At 64.5% G+C, this 14,490-nt stretch carries 14 protein-coding genes; 12 read left to right on the forward strand and 2 right to left on the reverse strand.

All coding sequences use genetic code 11. From position 1 onward, the window contains the following. The 9 genes from ACN4F8_RS13865 to ACN4F8_RS13905 all read left to right on the forward strand — a co-directional run. Window positions 1-174, forward strand: a 174-nt coding sequence (locus ACN4F8_RS13865) for a DUF2788 domain-containing protein (protein WP_419474171.1), incomplete at its 5' end; no start/stop codon positions are given. Window positions 175-355: 181 nt separating this feature from the next. Next, window positions 356-955, forward strand: a complete 600-nt coding sequence (gene rimP / locus ACN4F8_RS13870; protein ID WP_419474139.1) for a ribosome maturation factor RimP — start codon at window positions 356-358, stop codon at window positions 953-955. Between the two features lie 63 nt (window positions 956-1,018). Then, on the forward strand, window positions 1,019-2,518 hold the full coding sequence (nusA, locus tag ACN4F8_RS13875; protein ID WP_300655967.1) for a transcription termination factor NusA: 1,500 nt from the start codon (window positions 1,019-1,021) through the stop codon (window positions 2,516-2,518). Between the two features lie 31 nt (window positions 2,519-2,549). Beyond that, window positions 2,550-5,423 carry a translation initiation factor IF-2 gene (infB, locus tag ACN4F8_RS13880; protein ID WP_419474140.1) on the forward strand — a complete coding sequence of 958 codons (2,874 nt, stop codon included), beginning with the start codon at window positions 2,550-2,552 and terminating at the stop codon, window positions 5,421-5,423. A gap of 3 nt (window positions 5,424-5,426) precedes the next feature. Continuing rightward, complete coding sequence (gene rbfA / locus ACN4F8_RS13885) at window positions 5,427-5,798, forward strand: 30S ribosome-binding factor RbfA (RefSeq protein ID WP_069046489.1); 372 nt, start codon at window positions 5,427-5,429, stop codon at window positions 5,796-5,798. An 86-nt stretch (window positions 5,799-5,884) separates the two neighbouring features. Beyond that, a complete protein-coding gene (gene truB, locus ACN4F8_RS13890; RefSeq protein WP_419474172.1) occupies window positions 5,885-6,874 on the forward strand; it encodes a tRNA pseudouridine(55) synthase TruB in 990 nt (329 codons plus the stop codon). After that, a complete protein-coding gene (typA, locus tag ACN4F8_RS13895; protein WP_159606117.1) occupies window positions 6,871-8,694 on the forward strand; it encodes a translational GTPase TypA in 1,824 nt (607 codons plus the stop codon). Before truB ends, typA begins: the two co-directional genes overlap by 4 nt. A gap of 50 nt (window positions 8,695-8,744) precedes the next feature. Next, window positions 8,745-9,764 (forward strand): DMT family transporter, encoded by a 1,020-nt coding sequence (locus ACN4F8_RS13900; protein WP_419474141.1) that lies wholly within the window; start codon window positions 8,745-8,747, stop codon window positions 9,762-9,764. A gap of 22 nt (window positions 9,765-9,786) precedes the next feature. After that, the gene (locus ACN4F8_RS13905; RefSeq protein ID WP_419474142.1) at window positions 9,787-10,887 is read left to right on the forward strand and encodes an enoyl-CoA hydratase/isomerase family protein; all 1,101 of its coding nucleotides are present in this window, start codon (window positions 9,787-9,789) and stop codon (window positions 10,885-10,887) included. A 15-nt stretch (window positions 10,888-10,902) separates the two neighbouring features. Here the strand turns inward: ACN4F8_RS13905 and smpB are convergent, their stop codons facing one another. Next, entirely contained in the window at window positions 10,903-11,397 is a 495-nt protein-coding gene (gene smpB / locus ACN4F8_RS13910) for an SsrA-binding protein SmpB (protein WP_419474143.1), read from the reverse strand. A 48-nt stretch (window positions 11,398-11,445) separates the two neighbouring features. Here smpB and ACN4F8_RS13915 point away from each other — a divergent pair, with 48 nt between their 5' ends. Continuing rightward, window positions 11,446-11,892 (forward strand): type II toxin-antitoxin system RatA family toxin, encoded by a 447-nt coding sequence (locus ACN4F8_RS13915; protein ID WP_419474144.1) that lies wholly within the window; start codon window positions 11,446-11,448, stop codon window positions 11,890-11,892. A gap of 7 nt (window positions 11,893-11,899) precedes the next feature. After that, window positions 11,900-12,229, forward strand: coding sequence for an RnfH family protein (locus ACN4F8_RS13920; protein ID WP_419474145.1), 330 nt, complete (start codon window positions 11,900-11,902; stop codon window positions 12,227-12,229). A 20-nt stretch (window positions 12,230-12,249) separates the two neighbouring features. Here the strand turns inward: ACN4F8_RS13920 and ACN4F8_RS13925 are convergent, their stop codons facing one another. Next, window positions 12,250-12,735 carry a DUF4124 domain-containing protein gene (locus ACN4F8_RS13925; protein WP_419474146.1) on the reverse strand — a complete coding sequence of 162 codons (486 nt, stop codon included), beginning with the start codon at window positions 12,733-12,735 and terminating at the stop codon, window positions 12,250-12,252. Window positions 12,736-12,960: 225 nt separating this feature from the next. On the opposite strand from ACN4F8_RS13925, the gene guaB reads away from it, so the two are divergent. After that, entirely contained in the window at window positions 12,961-14,430 is a 1,470-nt protein-coding gene (gene guaB, locus ACN4F8_RS13930; RefSeq protein WP_419474147.1) for an IMP dehydrogenase, read from the forward strand. Window positions 14,431-14,490: the final 60 nt, after the last annotated feature.

Genomic DNA, 14,490 nt, shown 5'->3' on the forward strand with positions numbered 1-14,490 from the left:
GGCCTGACCTTCGGCGTCGGCGCCTTCATCCTCTACATGCTCTTCATCGTGTTCAACCTGGCGCGCGAATCGAAGGCCGGCAAGTTCGGCACCTTCGTGCTGTTCCTGGTGCTCTCATTCGGCATGCTGGGGTTTCTGGCCAAGAACCTGATTCAATGGATGCTGGGTATTTGAACGGCGTTCAGCATTGAACTGTTGATCGGGTTGCCAATCGGCTGTTGCAGGCGTTACAATGCGAGCTTCACGACCAAATGGGCGGGTAACTACCGGCCCATTTTTTTTGGCCGAACGCTTTTGACCCTGGGGTAATCCACAGGGTTGATGCATTGGTCCACCCTGGGCAGACACCATCAGCATGGCTTGGCAAGAGATCGTAGAGCAGACCGTCACCGGACTGGGTTTTGACCTGGTGGAGTTGGAGCGCTCGGGCAGCGGCTTGCTGAAGGTCACGATCGATCTGCCTTGGGAGGCGCCCGTTGCCGGGCAGCCGGTGCCGGTGGAGCGTTTTGTCACGGTCGAAGATTGCGAAAAGATCACGCGTCAGTTGCAATACCTGCTGGAAGTCGAGGGCCTGGAGTACCGCCGCTTGGAGGTGGGTTCGCCGGGCATCGACCGGCCGCTCAAACGCGAGATTGATTACGTGCGGTTTGAAGGTCATGTGATCGACCTCACCTTGAAGGCGCCGATCGGCGCCACCGGGACCGACGTGGCGGCGAACCGCAAAAAATTCAGGGGCACGCTGGAGCGTGCCGACGATGGTGTGCAGTGGCAGGTGGTGTGGAGCGATGCGCCCGAACCCAAGCCCGGCGCGCGGGTGAGCAAGAAGCGCGCGCCCGTGCCCATGCAGGCCATGACCTTTGCGCTGGACGACATCCAGCAGGCGCGCTTGGCGCCGATCGTGAATTTCAAGGGTCGTCAGGCCCCTGGAGCGAACGCTTCAGACAGCGATGAATGAGAGAAATCAAAGTGACCCAGCAAGTGACCCAGATTGTGCAATTCGGAAAGGTGGGCGAGTGAAATGAACCGCGAAATGTTGATGCTGATCGATGCGATCTCGCGCGAAAAGAACGTCGAGCGCGACGTCGTGTTGGGCGCCGTGGAACTGGCGCTGGCCTCGGCCACCAAAAAACTCTACAAGGGCGACGTGGACATCCGCGTGGCCATGGATCCGGACACCGGCGCCTACGAGACCTTCCGCCGCTGGTTGGTTGTGCCCGATGAGGCCGGCCTGCAGAACCCGGACGCCGAAGAGCTGCTGACCGATGCCCGCGACGAACTCGCCGACATCGAAGAGGGCGACTTCATCGAGAAGCCGGTGGAAAGCGTGCCGATCGGCCGCATCGGCGCCATGGCCGCCAAGCAGGTGATCCTGCAGAAGATCCGCGACGCCGAGCGCGAAATGCTGCTCAACGACTTCATGTCGCGCGGCGACAAGATCTTTGTGGGCACCGTCAAGCGCATGGACAAGGGCGACCTGATCGTCGAGAGCGGCCGGGTTGAAGGCCGCCTCAAGCGCGGCGAGATGATCCCGAAAGAGAACTTCCGCACCGGTGACCGTGTGCGCGCCATGATCATGGACGTGGACCTGACGCTGCGCGGCGCACCCATCCTGCTGTCGCGCTCGGCCCCGTCGTTCATGATCGAGCTCTTCCGCCAGGAAGTGCCCGAGATCGAACAAGGCCTGCTGGAGATCAAGACCTGCGCCCGCGACCCGGGTTCGCGCGCCAAGATCGCCGTGCACACCAACGACCGCCGCATCGATCCGATCGGCACCTGTGTCGGCGTGCGCGGTTCGCGCGTCAACGGCGTGACCAACGAACTCGCGGGCGAACGCGTGGACATCGTGCTGTGGTCGGAAGACCCGGCGCAGTTCGTGATCGGCGCGCTGGCGCCTGCCAACGTGGTCTCCATCGTGGTGGACGAAGAGCGCCACGCCATGGACGTGGTGGTGGACGAGGAAAACCTCGCCATCGCCATCGGCCGCGGTGGTCAGAACGTGCGCCTGGCGTCCGAGCTGACCGGCTGGCGCATCAACATCATGACGGCCGACGAGTCGGCCCAGAAGCAGGCCGAAGAGGCCGACGGCATCCGCAAGATCTTCATGGCCAAGCTCGACGTGGACCAGGAGATCGCCGACATCCTGATCGAAGAAGGCTTCACCAGCTTGGAGGAAGTGGCCTATGTGCCGCTGCAGGAAATGCTGGAGATCGAGTCGTTTGACGAAGACACGGTCAATGAGCTGCGCACCCGCGCCAAGGATGCCTTGCTGACCATGGAAATCGCTCGCGAAGAGAGCGTCGAAGAAGTGTCGCAAGACCTGCGCGACCTCGAAGGCGTGACCCCGGAGCTGATCGCCAAGTTGGCCGACGGCGGCATCCACACCCGCGACGAGCTGGCCGATCTGGCCACCGACGAGCTCACCGACATCACCGCACAGACGCCTGAAGAGGCCACCGCGCTGATCATGCTGGCACGCGCTCACTGGTTCACCGGTGACGAAGCGCAATCCACGACCTGACCAGCGGAGGCCCATCGGAGAATAGAGACCTATGACAAGTACCACCGTCGCCGAACTGGCTGCCGAGCTGAACAAGCCCACCACCGTCCTGCTGGAGCAACTCTCCGCAGCGGGCGTGCCCAAGTCATCCGGGACCGATCCGGTCACCGAATCCGACAAGCAATCGTTGCTGGGCCACCTCAAAGCCAGCCACGGCACGGCCGGCGGTGAGCGCAAGAAGATCACCCTGGTGAAAAAATCGACCTCCGAGATCAAGCAGGCCGACTCCACCGGCCGTGCCCGCACGATCCAGGTGGAAGTGCGCAAGAAGCGCACCTTCATCAAGCGCGACGACGAAGTGGCTGTGCCCGAAGCGGCTGAAGAGCCGGTCGCTGCGGCGCCCGTGATCGACACCGAAGAGCTGGCCCGCCGCGAGGAAGACGCGCGCCGCCAGGCCGAGCTGCTGCGCCGCCAGGAAGAAGAGTTCAACGAGAAGCGCCAGGCCCGCGAGGCCGAAGAAGCCCGCCAGGCGCAAGCCGTCGTCGAGCAGGAACGTGCTGCCGCTGCGGCCGCCGACGCGGCAGAAGCCGCTGCCCGTGCCGCTGCCGAAGCCGCCACACCCGAAGGCATTGCCGAAGCCATCGCAGTGCGCTCGGCCAAAGACGCCAAGGCCAAGACCGACTCGCTGGAGCGCGACTCCGCCGCCCGCGTGATCGCGGACCGCAACGCCGAGAGCAAACGCGCGGACGACCTGCGCGCACAAGATTTGGTGGAGCGCCGCCGCAAGGCCGAAGCCGAAGCCGCCAACATCCGCGCCATGATGTCGGCGCCCGCCAAGACGCTGGTGGCCAAGAAGCCCGAGCCTGCGCCTGTCGACCCCAAGGCCGGCATCAAAGGCACGCTGCACAAGCCCGCCGGCACTCCGGGCAAGCCCGCCACCACCGCGGCTGGCGCTGCCACGGCGGGTGTGGCTGGCAAAAAAGAGATCAAGTCCGAGAACCTGTCTTCCACCTGGAAAGACGACGCGGCCAAGAAGAAAGAAATCAAGACGCGCGGCGACACCAGTGCCGGCCGTTCCACCAACTGGCGCGGAGGCCCACGTGGTCGCCGCGACTCGCGCGATTCGCGCGACACCAGCGCCAGCAACTTCGTGGCACCGACCGAAATCAAGATCATTGAAGTGCACGTGCCGGAGACCATCACGGTGGCCGAGCTGGCGCACAAGATGAGCCTGAAGTCGTCCGAGGTCATCAAGCAGCTGATGAAGCTGGGCCAGATGGTCACCATCAACCAGCCGCTGGACCAGGACACCGCCATGATCGTGGTGGAAGAACTCGGCCACAAGGCTGTGGTCGCTGCGCTGGACGATCCGGAGGCTTTTGCCGACGACGAAACCTCGCAGCAGGAACACGAGTTGCTGCCCCGCGCGCCTGTGGTTACCGTCATGGGCCACGTCGACCACGGCAAGACCTCGCTGCTGGATTACATCCGCCGCGCCAAGGTGGCCGCGGGCGAAGCTGGCGGCATCACGCAGCACATCGGGGCGTACCATGTCGAAACCGAGCGCGGCATGATTTCGTTCCTCGACACCCCCGGTCACGAGGCGTTCACCGCCATGCGTGCCCGTGGTGCCCAGGCCACCGACATCGTCATCCTCGTCTGCGCGGCAGACGACGGTGTGATGCCGCAGACCAAAGAGGCCATCAAACACGCCAAGGCGGCGGGCGTGCCCATCGTCGTGGCCCTGACCAAGATCGACAAGCCGGGCATCAACCTCGAGAAGGTTCGCTCCGAACTCGTGGCCGAAGAAGTCGTGCCCGAAGAGTTCGGTGGTGACGTGCCTTTCGTGGGTGTGTCTGCCAAGACCGGCGTGGGCATCGATGCGCTGCTTGAACAGGTGTTGCTGCAGGCCGAAGTGCTGGAGCTCAAGGCGCCGGTGGAGTCCATGGCCAAGGGCCTGGTGATCGAAGCCCGTCTGGACAAAGGCCGCGGTGCCGTGGCCACGGTGCTGGTGCAGAGCGGCACGCTCAAGACCGGCGACGTGGTGCTGGTGGGTCAGACCTCCGGCCGCGTGCGCGCCATGCTGGACGAAAACGGCAAACCGATCAAATCGGCTGGCCCTTCGATTCCCGTGGAAATCCAGGGTCTGTCGGAAGTGCCACAAGCCGGCGACGACTTCATGGTGATGACCGACGAGCGCCGTGCGCGCGAGATCGCCACCTACCGTGCCGGCAAGTTCCGCAACACCAAGCTGGCGCGCCAGCAAGCCGCCAAGCTGGAGAACATGTTCTCCGACATGTCGGCTGGCGAAGTCAAGCTGCTGCCCATCATCGTCAAGTCCGACGTGCAGGGTTCGCAGGAAGCGCTGGCCCAGTCGCTGCTCAAGCTCTCGACCGAAGAGGTCAAGGTGCAACTGGTGTTCGCCGGGGTCGGTGGCATCAGCGAGTCCGACGTGAACCTGGCCATTGCCTCCAAGGCGGTGATCATCGGCTTCAACGTGCGCGCCGACGTGGGTGCACGCAAGCTGGCCGAAGGCAACGACGTGGACCTGCGTTACTACAACATCATCTACGACGCCGTCGATGAGTTGAAAGCGGCCATGTCCGGCATGCTGGCGCCCGAGAAGCGCGAAGAAGTCATCGGCTCGGCCGAGATCCGCACCGTGTTCGTGGCCACCAAGATCGGCACCATTGCCGGCTGTATGGTCACCGCTGGCCAGGTCACCCGCAGCGCGCATTTCCGCCTGCTGCGCGACAACGTGGTCATCTACACCGGCGAGATCGACACGCTCAAGCGCCTCAAGGACGACGTGCGCGAAGTCAAGGAAGGCTTCGAGTGCGGTATCAAGCTGAAGAACTACAACGACATCAAAGAGGGCGACCAACTCGAATTCTTCGAGGTCAAGGAAGTGGCGCGCACGCTGTAAACCATGCCACGCAAAGCTTCATCCGTTCCCAACCGCGGTTTCCGCGTGGCCGACCAGATCCAGCGTGATCTGGCCGAGCTGATCGCTCGCGAGTTGAAAGACCGGCGGGTGGGCATGGTCACGATCAACGCGGTCGAGGTCACGCCCGACTACGCGCACGCCAAGGTGTTCTTCAGTTTGCTCACGGGTGATCCAGCCGAAACGCTGGAAGGCCTCAACGCCGCTGCCGGGTTCCTGCGCAGCGGTTTGTTCAAGCGCCTGCACATCCACACCGTGCCCACGCTGCATTTCGTGTTCGACCGCACCACCGAGCGTGCGGCCGACATGAACGCCTTGATTTCCAAGGCGGTTTCCTCTCGTTCAAAGGAAGAGTGAACATGAGCACCGCAGGGCCGCCCCAAGGAGCGAACGCCCCCTTGGGGGGCAGCGATGCTCGTGCAACGAGCAAGCGTGGGGGCAACATCAACGCGCCACGCACGAGGGTGCAACGGCGCCCTGTGCATGGGGTGCTGTTGCTCGACAAACCGCTGGGTCTTTCCAGCAACCAGGCTTTGCAGAAAGCCAAGTGGTTGTTGCGCGCCGAAAAAGCAGGCCACACCGGCACGCTGGATCCGCTGGCCACGGGCGTGTTGCCGCTGTGCTTTGGTGCGGCCACCAAATTCAGCCAGATCCACCTGGATGCCGACAAAACCTACGAGACCGTGGTGCGCCTGGGCGTGAAAACCAGCACCGGCGACGCCGAAGGCGAGGTGATCCAGACCCGCGACGTGGTTTGCACGCCGGGGCAGGTGGTCGAAGCGCTCGATGGTTTCATGGGCCCGATCGCCCAGGTGCCGCCGATGCACAGTGCTTTGAAGAAGGACGGCAAACCTCTCTACGAATACGCCCGTCAAGGCGAGACGGTGGAGCGCGAGGCGCGCCGCGTCACCGTCCACGACCTGGACCTGCTGGACATGCAGCTACAGGGCGATGCACCTTTTCTGCGCCTGCGCGTTCGCTGCAGCAAGGGCACCTACATCCGCACGTTGGGTGAAGACATCGCCGAGGCCCTGGGCTGCGGCGGTCACCTGAGCATGCTGCGCCGCACCGAAACCGGCCCGTTCAAGGCCTTGCAGTGCATCACGCTGCAGGCGCTGGAAGCGCTGGACGAGAACGAGCGCATGGCGCTGTTGCTGCCGGTGCAGACCTTGCTGGACGGACACGAGACCGTCACGCTGGACGCTGACGATGCGGGGCGTTTCCTCAGCGGCCTGCGCCGCCGTGGCGCCTGGGCCGACCAGGAACGGGTCGCGGTGTTCGGCCCCGTGCCCGCGGGCGATGAACCGTTTTCACAAGAAGCCGTGCTGCTGGGCAGCGCGCACACCCAAGCGGGTGAACTGATCCCGGGGCGGCTGCTGAGCCCCATCGAAATACAGCAAATCCTGGAAACCTCACCGGAACTCGCATCATGAGCAAACAAATCCGCAACATCGCCATCATTGCCCACGTTGACCATGGCAAAACCACCATGGTCGACCAACTGCTTCGCCAGTCGGGCACCTTCGCCGAGCACGAAAAAATCGTGGACACGGTGATGGACAACAACGCCATCGAGCGCGAGCGCGGCATCACCATCCTGGCCAAGAACTGCGCTGTGAGCTGGGAAGGCACGCACATCAACATCGTCGACACCCCCGGCCACGCGGACTTCGGTGGTGAAGTCGAGCGCGCCCTGTCCATGGTGGACGGTGTGGTGCTGCTGATCGACGCACAGGAAGGCCCGATGCCGCAGACGCGCTTCGTGACCAAAAAAGCGCTGGCCCTGGGTCTGAAGCCCATCGTGGTGGTGAACAAGGTCGACAAGCCGGGCGCGCGTCCCGACGCCGTGATCAACGCCGCGTTTGATTTGTTCGACAAGTTGGGCGCCAACGACGAACAGCTCGATTTCCCCGTGGTCTACGCCTCGGGCATCAACGGCTGGACCTCGCTGGTCGAAGGCGCGCCGGGCGAGCAGTGGGGCCCCGACATGTCGGCCCTATTCAACACCGTGCTCAAGCACGTGCCGCCCCAGCAGGGCGACCCGGCTGCTCCGCTGCAGCTGCAGGTGTCTGCACTCGACTTCTCCACCTTCGTCGGCCGCATCGGCGTGGGCCGCATCAGCCAGGGCACGATCAAGCCCAACATGGACGTGGTCGTGATGGAAGGCGTGGACGGCAAGGTGGTCAAGGGCCGCGTCAACCAGGTGCTGAAGTTCCAGGGCCTGGACCGTGTGCAGGTGACCGAAGCCGGCCCGGGCGACATTGTGCTGATCAACGGCATCCCCGACATCGGCATCGGCGTGACCGTGACCGACCCGCTGAACCCCGCGCCGCTGCCCATGCTCAAGATCGACGAGCCGACGCTGACCATGAACTTCTGCGTGAACACCAGCCCGCTGGCCGGTCGCGAAGGCAAGTACGTGACCAGCCGCCAGATCTGGGACCGCCTGCAGAAAGAGCTGCAGCACAACGTGGCCCTGCGCGTGAAAGAGACCGACGAAGACGGCATCTTCGAAGTGATGGGCCGCGGTGAACTGCACCTGACCATCTTGCTGGAAAACATGCGCCGTGAAGGCTATGAACTCGCGGTGTCCAAGCCGCGTGTGGTGTTCCGCGACATCGACGGTGTGCGCCACGAGCCCATCGAGATGGTGACGGCCGACATTGAAGAGCAGCACCAGGGCGGCGTGATGCAGGCACTGGGCGAGCGCAAGGGTGAACTGGCCAACATGGAGCCCGATGGCCGTGGCCGTGTGCGCCTGGAGTACCGCATTCCCGCGCGTGGCCTGATCGGTTTCACCAACGAATTCCTCAACCTGACGCGCGGCTCCGGCCTGATCGCCAACATCTTCGACGGCTACGAGCCGCACAAGGGCGACATCGCCAGCCGCAAGAACGGCGTGCTGATCTCCATGGACGACGGTGAGATCTTCACCTACGCCCTGGGCAAGCTGGACGACCGCGGCCGCATGTTCGTGCGCGCCGGTGACCCGGTGTACGAAGGCATGATTGTCGGCATCCACAACCGCGACAACGACCTGATCGTCAACGCCACCCGCACCAAGCAGCTGACCAACTTCCGCGTCAGCGGCAAGGAAGACGCGATCAAGATCACCCCACCGGTGGACCTCAACCTCGAGTACGGCGTGGAATTCATCGAGGACGACGAGCTGGTCGAAATCACGCCCAAGAGCGTGCGTCTGCGCAAGCGCTTCTTGAAGGAAAGCGACCGCAAGCGCGCCTCCAAGAGCTGATCCCGGCGGGCCACAGCCTGGCGCTGCGGCCGCTCCGATTTGAACTGGCCATGCCTTTTCGTGCTCTCGACCGCCTGACGCACACCCAGGCGGTTTTTCTCATGCTGGCGGTCACGCTCATGTGGTCGATTGCCGGTGTGGTGTCGCGCCAGCTGGAGTCGGCGGCGCGGTTCGAGGTCACGTTTTGGCGCAGCGCTTTCACCGCGCTGTCGCTGATGCTCATCCTGCCCGTCTGGCGGCAGGTTGACCGCAGCCAGGGGCGGCTCGCCGAGTCGACCGATGCGCCCCCGTTGCGCGGCTGGCTCAAGCGCCACTGGGGCCTGATTCCCGAATCGTCGGCCTTCTGGATCTCGGGCGTGTGCTGGTCGGTGATGTTCACCGCCTTCATGCTGGCCCTGACCTTCACCAGCGTGGCCAACGTGCTGATCATCATGTCGATCGGCCCGCTGCTCACCGCGCTGGTGGCGCGCATCTTCATCGGGCAGCAACTGGCCACGCGCACCTGGCTGGCCATTCTTGCGGCCGGCGCCGGCATCGCCTACATGTACGGCAGCCAGTTCGTGCAGGCCCTGACCAGGCCCGAGATGGACACCGGCGGCTTGTTGCTGGGCTCGCTCACCGCCTTGTGCGTGCCGATTGCCGGCGCGATCAACTGGACCGTGGTGCAGCGCAGCCAGACCCACGGCGAAAAGATCGATCTTGTGCCTTCGGTGCTGCTGGGGGCCGTGATTTCCTCTCTGCTCACGCTGCCACTCGCGCTCCCCTTTGCGGCCACCGCGAGCGACGTGGCCTGGCTGGCCATGCTCGGTCTGGTGCAGCTGGCGATTCCTTGCGCGCTGTCGGTGGTGTGCGCGCGTGTGCTCAAGGCGCCCGAAGTCTCGCTGCTGGCCTTGCTGGAGGTGATCTTCGGCATCCTGCTGGCCTGGATCTGGGCCAACGAAGTGCCAGGCGACGAGGTGCTGCGCGGTGGCAGCCTGGTGATCGGCGCCCTGGTGATCAACGAGCTGCTGGGCTGGCGTTCTCGTGCGGGAACACCGCGCATCCAGACCGTCGACCAGCAACCCCAATGAACGACTTTGCGGAAGAACAACGATGAACGTCCCCGTGCTCGATACCCACGTCATTGCCGAAGTGCTGGGCCGCGTCGGCTGCATCACGCTCAACCGACCCAAGGCCCTCAACGCCTTGTCGCTCGACATGATCCGCAGCATCACGCAGGCCCTGGAGAGCTGGCGTGACGATGACGAGGTGCTGGCCGTTGCGATCCGTGGTGTCAACAAGGAAGGCCCCTTCGGCAGCTTCTGCGCCGGCGGGGACATCCGTTACTTCCACCAGGCCGCGCTCTCCGGTGATGCGTCGCTGGAAGATTTCTTCACCGAAGAGTACGCGCTCAACCACCTGATCCACACCTACCGCAAGCCCTACATCGCCTTCATGGACGGCATCGTCATGGGCGGCGGCATGGGCATCAGCAAGGGCGCGAGCCTGCGCATCGTCACCGAACGCAGCAAGCTCGCCATGCCCGAGACGCACATCGGCTTGTTTCCCGATGTGGGTGGCGGCTACTTCCTGAGCCGCTGCCCGGGCCGTCTGGGCGAGTACCTCGCACTCACCGGCCAGGTGCTCGGCGGGCGCGACGCCATGGCCGCTGGTCTGGCCGACGGTTTCATCGATTCCGGTCGCCTGGTCGGGCTGTGGAATTCACTCGCACAGACCCCGTTCGAAAACGGGGCGGCGGTGGAGCGCTGGTGCGCCAGCCACCTGAGCATCACGGTGGCCGCGGGCAGCTGGCCCGTCAAGGACATCGACCGCGTGTTCGGTTTGCCCGACGTGCACGCCATCATCTCCACGCTGGAGTCGGACGACAGCGAATGGGCCAAGGCCACCGCCGCCACGCTGCGCCACCGCTCACCGCTGATGCTGCACGTGGTGCTGGAGCAGGTGCGCCGCGCGCGGGGTCTGGGCCTGGCCGACAACCTGCGCATGGAGCGCGGCATGGTTTACCAGTGTTTCCACCTGCGCCCGGGCGCGGCCAGCGAAACGGTGGAAGGCATCCGCGCACTGGCGGTGGACAAAGATCACCAGCCGCGCTGGAGCCCGGAACGCATTGAAGAGGTGGGAAGAGGGCAGGTGGCCGCGTTTTTCGAGAGCCCGTGGGCGGCGGACGCGCATCCGCTCAAGCATCTGCGCTGAAAGCGCTGCGCAGCCTCAGCGGTTGCGCGACTTCATGGCGCGGTCGACTTCGCGCTTGCCTTCGCGGTCCTTGATGGTGTCGCGCTTGTCGTGTTCGGCCTTGCCCTTGGCCAGCGCCAGATCGCACTTCACTTTGCCGTTTTTCCAGTGCAGGTTCAGCGGCACCAGCGTGTAGCCCTTCTGCTCGACCTTGCCAATCAGGCGGCGGATCTCGTCCTTGTGCAGCAGCAGCTTCTTGGTGCGCACGGCGTCCGGGCTGATGTGGGTGGAGGCGGTGTGCAGCGCGTTGATCTGGCAACCAATGAGGAACAGCTCGCCGGTGCGGATGACCACGTAGCCATCGGTGAGCTGCACCTTGCCTTCGCGCAGTGCCTTCACCTCCCAGCCTTCAAGCACCATGCCGGCCTCGAAGCGTTCCTCGATGGCGTAGTTGAAGAACGCCTTCTTGTTGTCGGCGATGCGGCTGTCGAGGCCTTTGGTGGACGTTGCTTTGCTGTTTTTGGTGGCCATGACGCGCGAGGTGCGGCCGTTTCAGGCCAATACAATGACTTCGATTGTATGAAAACGATTCACAAGTCCGTTCTGCTATCCCACAGCGCCCATGAAATGTTCGCGCTGGTCACCGACATCGAGCACTACCCCCAATTCCTGCCCTGGTGCGACCACGGCGAAGTGCTGGAACTCAACGACGACGGCATGCTCGCCCGTGTGGGCATGGCCATCAGCGGCTTGCGCCAGAGCTTCACCACGCGCAACACCCACGAAACCGACCGCAAGGTGCTCATGGAACTGGTCGATGGACCTTTCTCGCAGCTCGATGGCGTTTGGGCCTTCACGCCCCTGGGCGACGGCACGCTGCGCGCCTGCAAGGTGGAGTTCACGCTGAGCTACGGCTTCTCCAGCGCTGCCCTGGCCGCGCTGGTGGGCCCGGTCTTCGACAAGATCGCGGGCAACCTGGTGGACGCGTTCGTCAAACGCGCCGATCAGGTCTACGGCACGGACTGAGCCTGGCATGCAGATCACCTTGACGTTTTCGCCGGCACCGCGCGAGGTGCTGGAACTCCACCTGCACTTGCCCGAGGGATGCACGGCCCACAGCGCGCTGGAGCAGGCGGGATGGCTCAAGACCTACCCCGATCTCGGCACGCCGGCGCTCACGCTGGGCGTCTGGGGGCGTCGCGTGGGGCCCGGGCATGTGTTGCGCGATGGCGATCGCCTGGAGGTCTACCGGGCGCTGCGCGTGGACCCCAAGGTGGCACGCAGAGAGCGCTTCGTGGGGCAGGGCGCCCGCGGCACCGGCCTGTTTGCAAAAAGAAAAGCCGGCTCCAAGGCCGGCTACTGAGGTCTTGCCGCTGGAGCGGATCACTGTTTGGGCAGAGGTCCGCAGTCGCTGCGGATGATGCCTTCCATGCGCTGCGATTCGGCGGCTCTGGCCTTGTCGTCCATGACTTCGCGCTCCCCTTTGGCATTGGTGGTGGCGAGCCGCACGCCGGAGTCCATGGTGATCTTGGCTTTTCGAGCCCGCTCGCAGCTCTCGGCGCGGGCTTTGGCCATGCGCTCCGTCTCGGCTTTCTTTTTGGCCTCTTCGACTTGTTCAGCCTGCTTCTTGCGGGCTTCAAGCTCGGTGTCGCGCGCAGGAACCTGCGGCGCTGCGGGTGCGGTGGCCGCTGGCGCAGCGGCTGCGGGATCGACCACCACCACTGCGGGGGAGGCGCCTGCGCCCGGCTTCTTGAGGATGTTTTTCTCGGGAATGCTCGACGGCGGCGGTGTGTCACTGAACACCTTGCGGCCGGTGCCATCGACCCATTGCCACTGCGCCAAGGCCGCAGAGCTGAGTGCGAGAAGCAAGCCCGCCAACAGGGGGTTGCGCCAGGACGGGCTTGGAGATGGAGCTTGAAGCATTTCGCGAGTTTAGCCTTGAGTCCTGCGCGCTTCATGGCCGCTTGCAACACCATCAGGCGCGAGCCGCCGCAGCGGTGGTTTTTTGCCCCTGAGCGGTCGCAGGAGAACGCGCTGCCCCGAGGGTTTGTCCTGAAGTCGGCCGGCTACAATCGACGCTTTTGGAGCTTTCCCATGCGCCTACTCGGCAAAGCGCTCACCTTCGACGACGTGTTGCTGGTGCCAGCGTACTCCCAGGTCCTGCCCAAGGACACCTCTCTCGCCACCCAGTTTTCCCGCAACATCCAGCTGAATCTTCCTTTGGTCTCTGCGGCCATGGACACGGTCACCGAAGCCCGCCTGGCGATCGCTGTGGCCCAGGAGGGCGGCATTGGCATCATCCACAAGAACCTTACGCCGGCAGAGCAGGCGGCCCAGGTGGCCAAGGTCAAGCGCTACGAGTCGGGCGTGCTGCGCGACCCTGTGGTGATCTCACCGCAGACCACGATCCGCCAGGTCATGAAGCTGTCCGACGACCTCGGTATCTCCGGCTTCCCGGTGGTCGAGGCGGGCCGCGTGGTCGGCATCGTCACCGGTCGAGACTTGCGTTTCGAGACCCGCTACGACCTGCCGGTCAGCGAGATCATGACGCCGCGCGAGCGCCTGATCACCATGCCCGACGGCACCACGCCGGCCGAGGCCAAAACCCTGCTCAACAAGCACAAGCTGGAGCGCCTGCTGCTGGTCAACGACGGCTTTGAGCTCAAGGGTCTGATCACGGTGAAAGACATCACCAAACAGCTCAATTTCCCCAACGCCGCGCGCGACCCGTCGGGCCGCCTGCGCGTGGGCGCCGCCGTGGGCGTGGGCGAAGGCACCGAAGAGCGCGTGGAAGCGCTGGTCAAGGCCGGTGTTGACGCCATCGTGGTCGATACCGCGCACGGCCACAGCAAGGGCGTGATCGACCGCGTGCGCTGGGTCAAACAAAACTACCCGCAAATCGATGTGATCGGCGGCAACATCGCCACCGGTGGCGCTGCCATGGCATTGGTCGAAGCCGGTGCCGATGCGGTCAAGGTCGGCATCGGTCCCGGCTCCATCTGCACCACGCGCATCGTGGCCGGCGTGGGTGTGCCCCAGATCATGGCCATCGACAGCGTGGCCACTGCGCTGCAAGGCACGGGCGTGCCCATGATTGCCGACGGCGGCATCCGCTACAGCGGCGACATCGCCAAGGCCATCGCGGCCGGCGCCAACACGGTGATGATGGGCGGCATGTTTGCCGGCACCGAAGAGTCGCCGGGCGAGATCGTGCTGTTCCAGGGTCGCAGCTACAAGGGCTACCGCGGCATGGGCTCCATCGGCGCCATGCAGCAAGGCAGCGCCGACCGCTACTTCCAGGAAAGCAGCACCGGCAACCCCAACGCCGACAAACTGGTGCCCGAAGGCATTGAAGGCCGCGTGCCGTACAAAGGCTCGGTCGTCTCCATCATCTTCCAGATGGCCGGCGGCCTGCGCGCGGCCATGGGCTACTGCGGCTGCCCGAGCATCGAGCACATGCGCCACAAGGCGGAGTTCGTCGAGATCACCTCGGCCGGCATCCGCGAGAGCCACGTGCACGACGTGCAGATCACCAAAGAAGCCCCGAACTACCGCGCGGAGTGAACCACCCAGCGCCAGCGGCCGTCCTGATGGACGGCCTTTTTGCTTTCTGAACCGCCCAAC

It is taken from the genome of Hydrogenophaga sp., from assembly GCF_048549895.1.
Lineage (GTDB): Bacteria > Pseudomonadota > Gammaproteobacteria > Burkholderiales > Burkholderiaceae_C > Hydrogenophaga.

Bases quoted from the DNA above. Each gene is read 5' to 3' on its own strand.
- rimP (WP_419474139.1), top strand. From the start codon at position 356: ATGGCTTGGCAAGAGATCGTAGAGCAGACCGTCACCGGACTGGGTTTT.
- nusA (WP_300655967.1), top strand. From the start codon at position 1,019: ATGAACCGCGAAATGTTGATGCTGATCGATGCGATCTCGCGCGAAAAG.
- infB (WP_419474140.1), top strand. From the start codon at position 2,550: ATGACAAGTACCACCGTCGCCGAACTGGCTGCCGAGCTGAACAAGCCC.
- rbfA (WP_069046489.1), top strand. From the start codon at position 5,427: ATGCCACGCAAAGCTTCATCCGTTCCCAACCGCGGTTTCCGCGTGGCC.
- typA (WP_159606117.1), top strand. From the start codon at position 6,871: ATGAGCAAACAAATCCGCAACATCGCCATCATTGCCCACGTTGACCAT.
- ACN4F8_RS13900 (WP_419474141.1), top strand. From the start codon at position 8,745: ATGCCTTTTCGTGCTCTCGACCGCCTGACGCACACCCAGGCGGTTTTT.
- ACN4F8_RS13905 (WP_419474142.1), top strand. From the start codon at position 9,787: ATGAACGTCCCCGTGCTCGATACCCACGTCATTGCCGAAGTGCTGGGC.
- smpB (WP_419474143.1), bottom strand. From the start codon at position 11,397: ATGGCCACCAAAAACAGCAAAGCAACGTCCACCAAAGGCCTCGACAGC.
- ACN4F8_RS13915 (WP_419474144.1), top strand. From the start codon at position 11,446: ATGAAAACGATTCACAAGTCCGTTCTGCTATCCCACAGCGCCCATGAA.
- ACN4F8_RS13920 (WP_419474145.1), top strand. From the start codon at position 11,900: ATGCAGATCACCTTGACGTTTTCGCCGGCACCGCGCGAGGTGCTGGAA.
- guaB (WP_419474147.1), top strand. From the start codon at position 12,961: ATGCGCCTACTCGGCAAAGCGCTCACCTTCGACGACGTGTTGCTGGTG.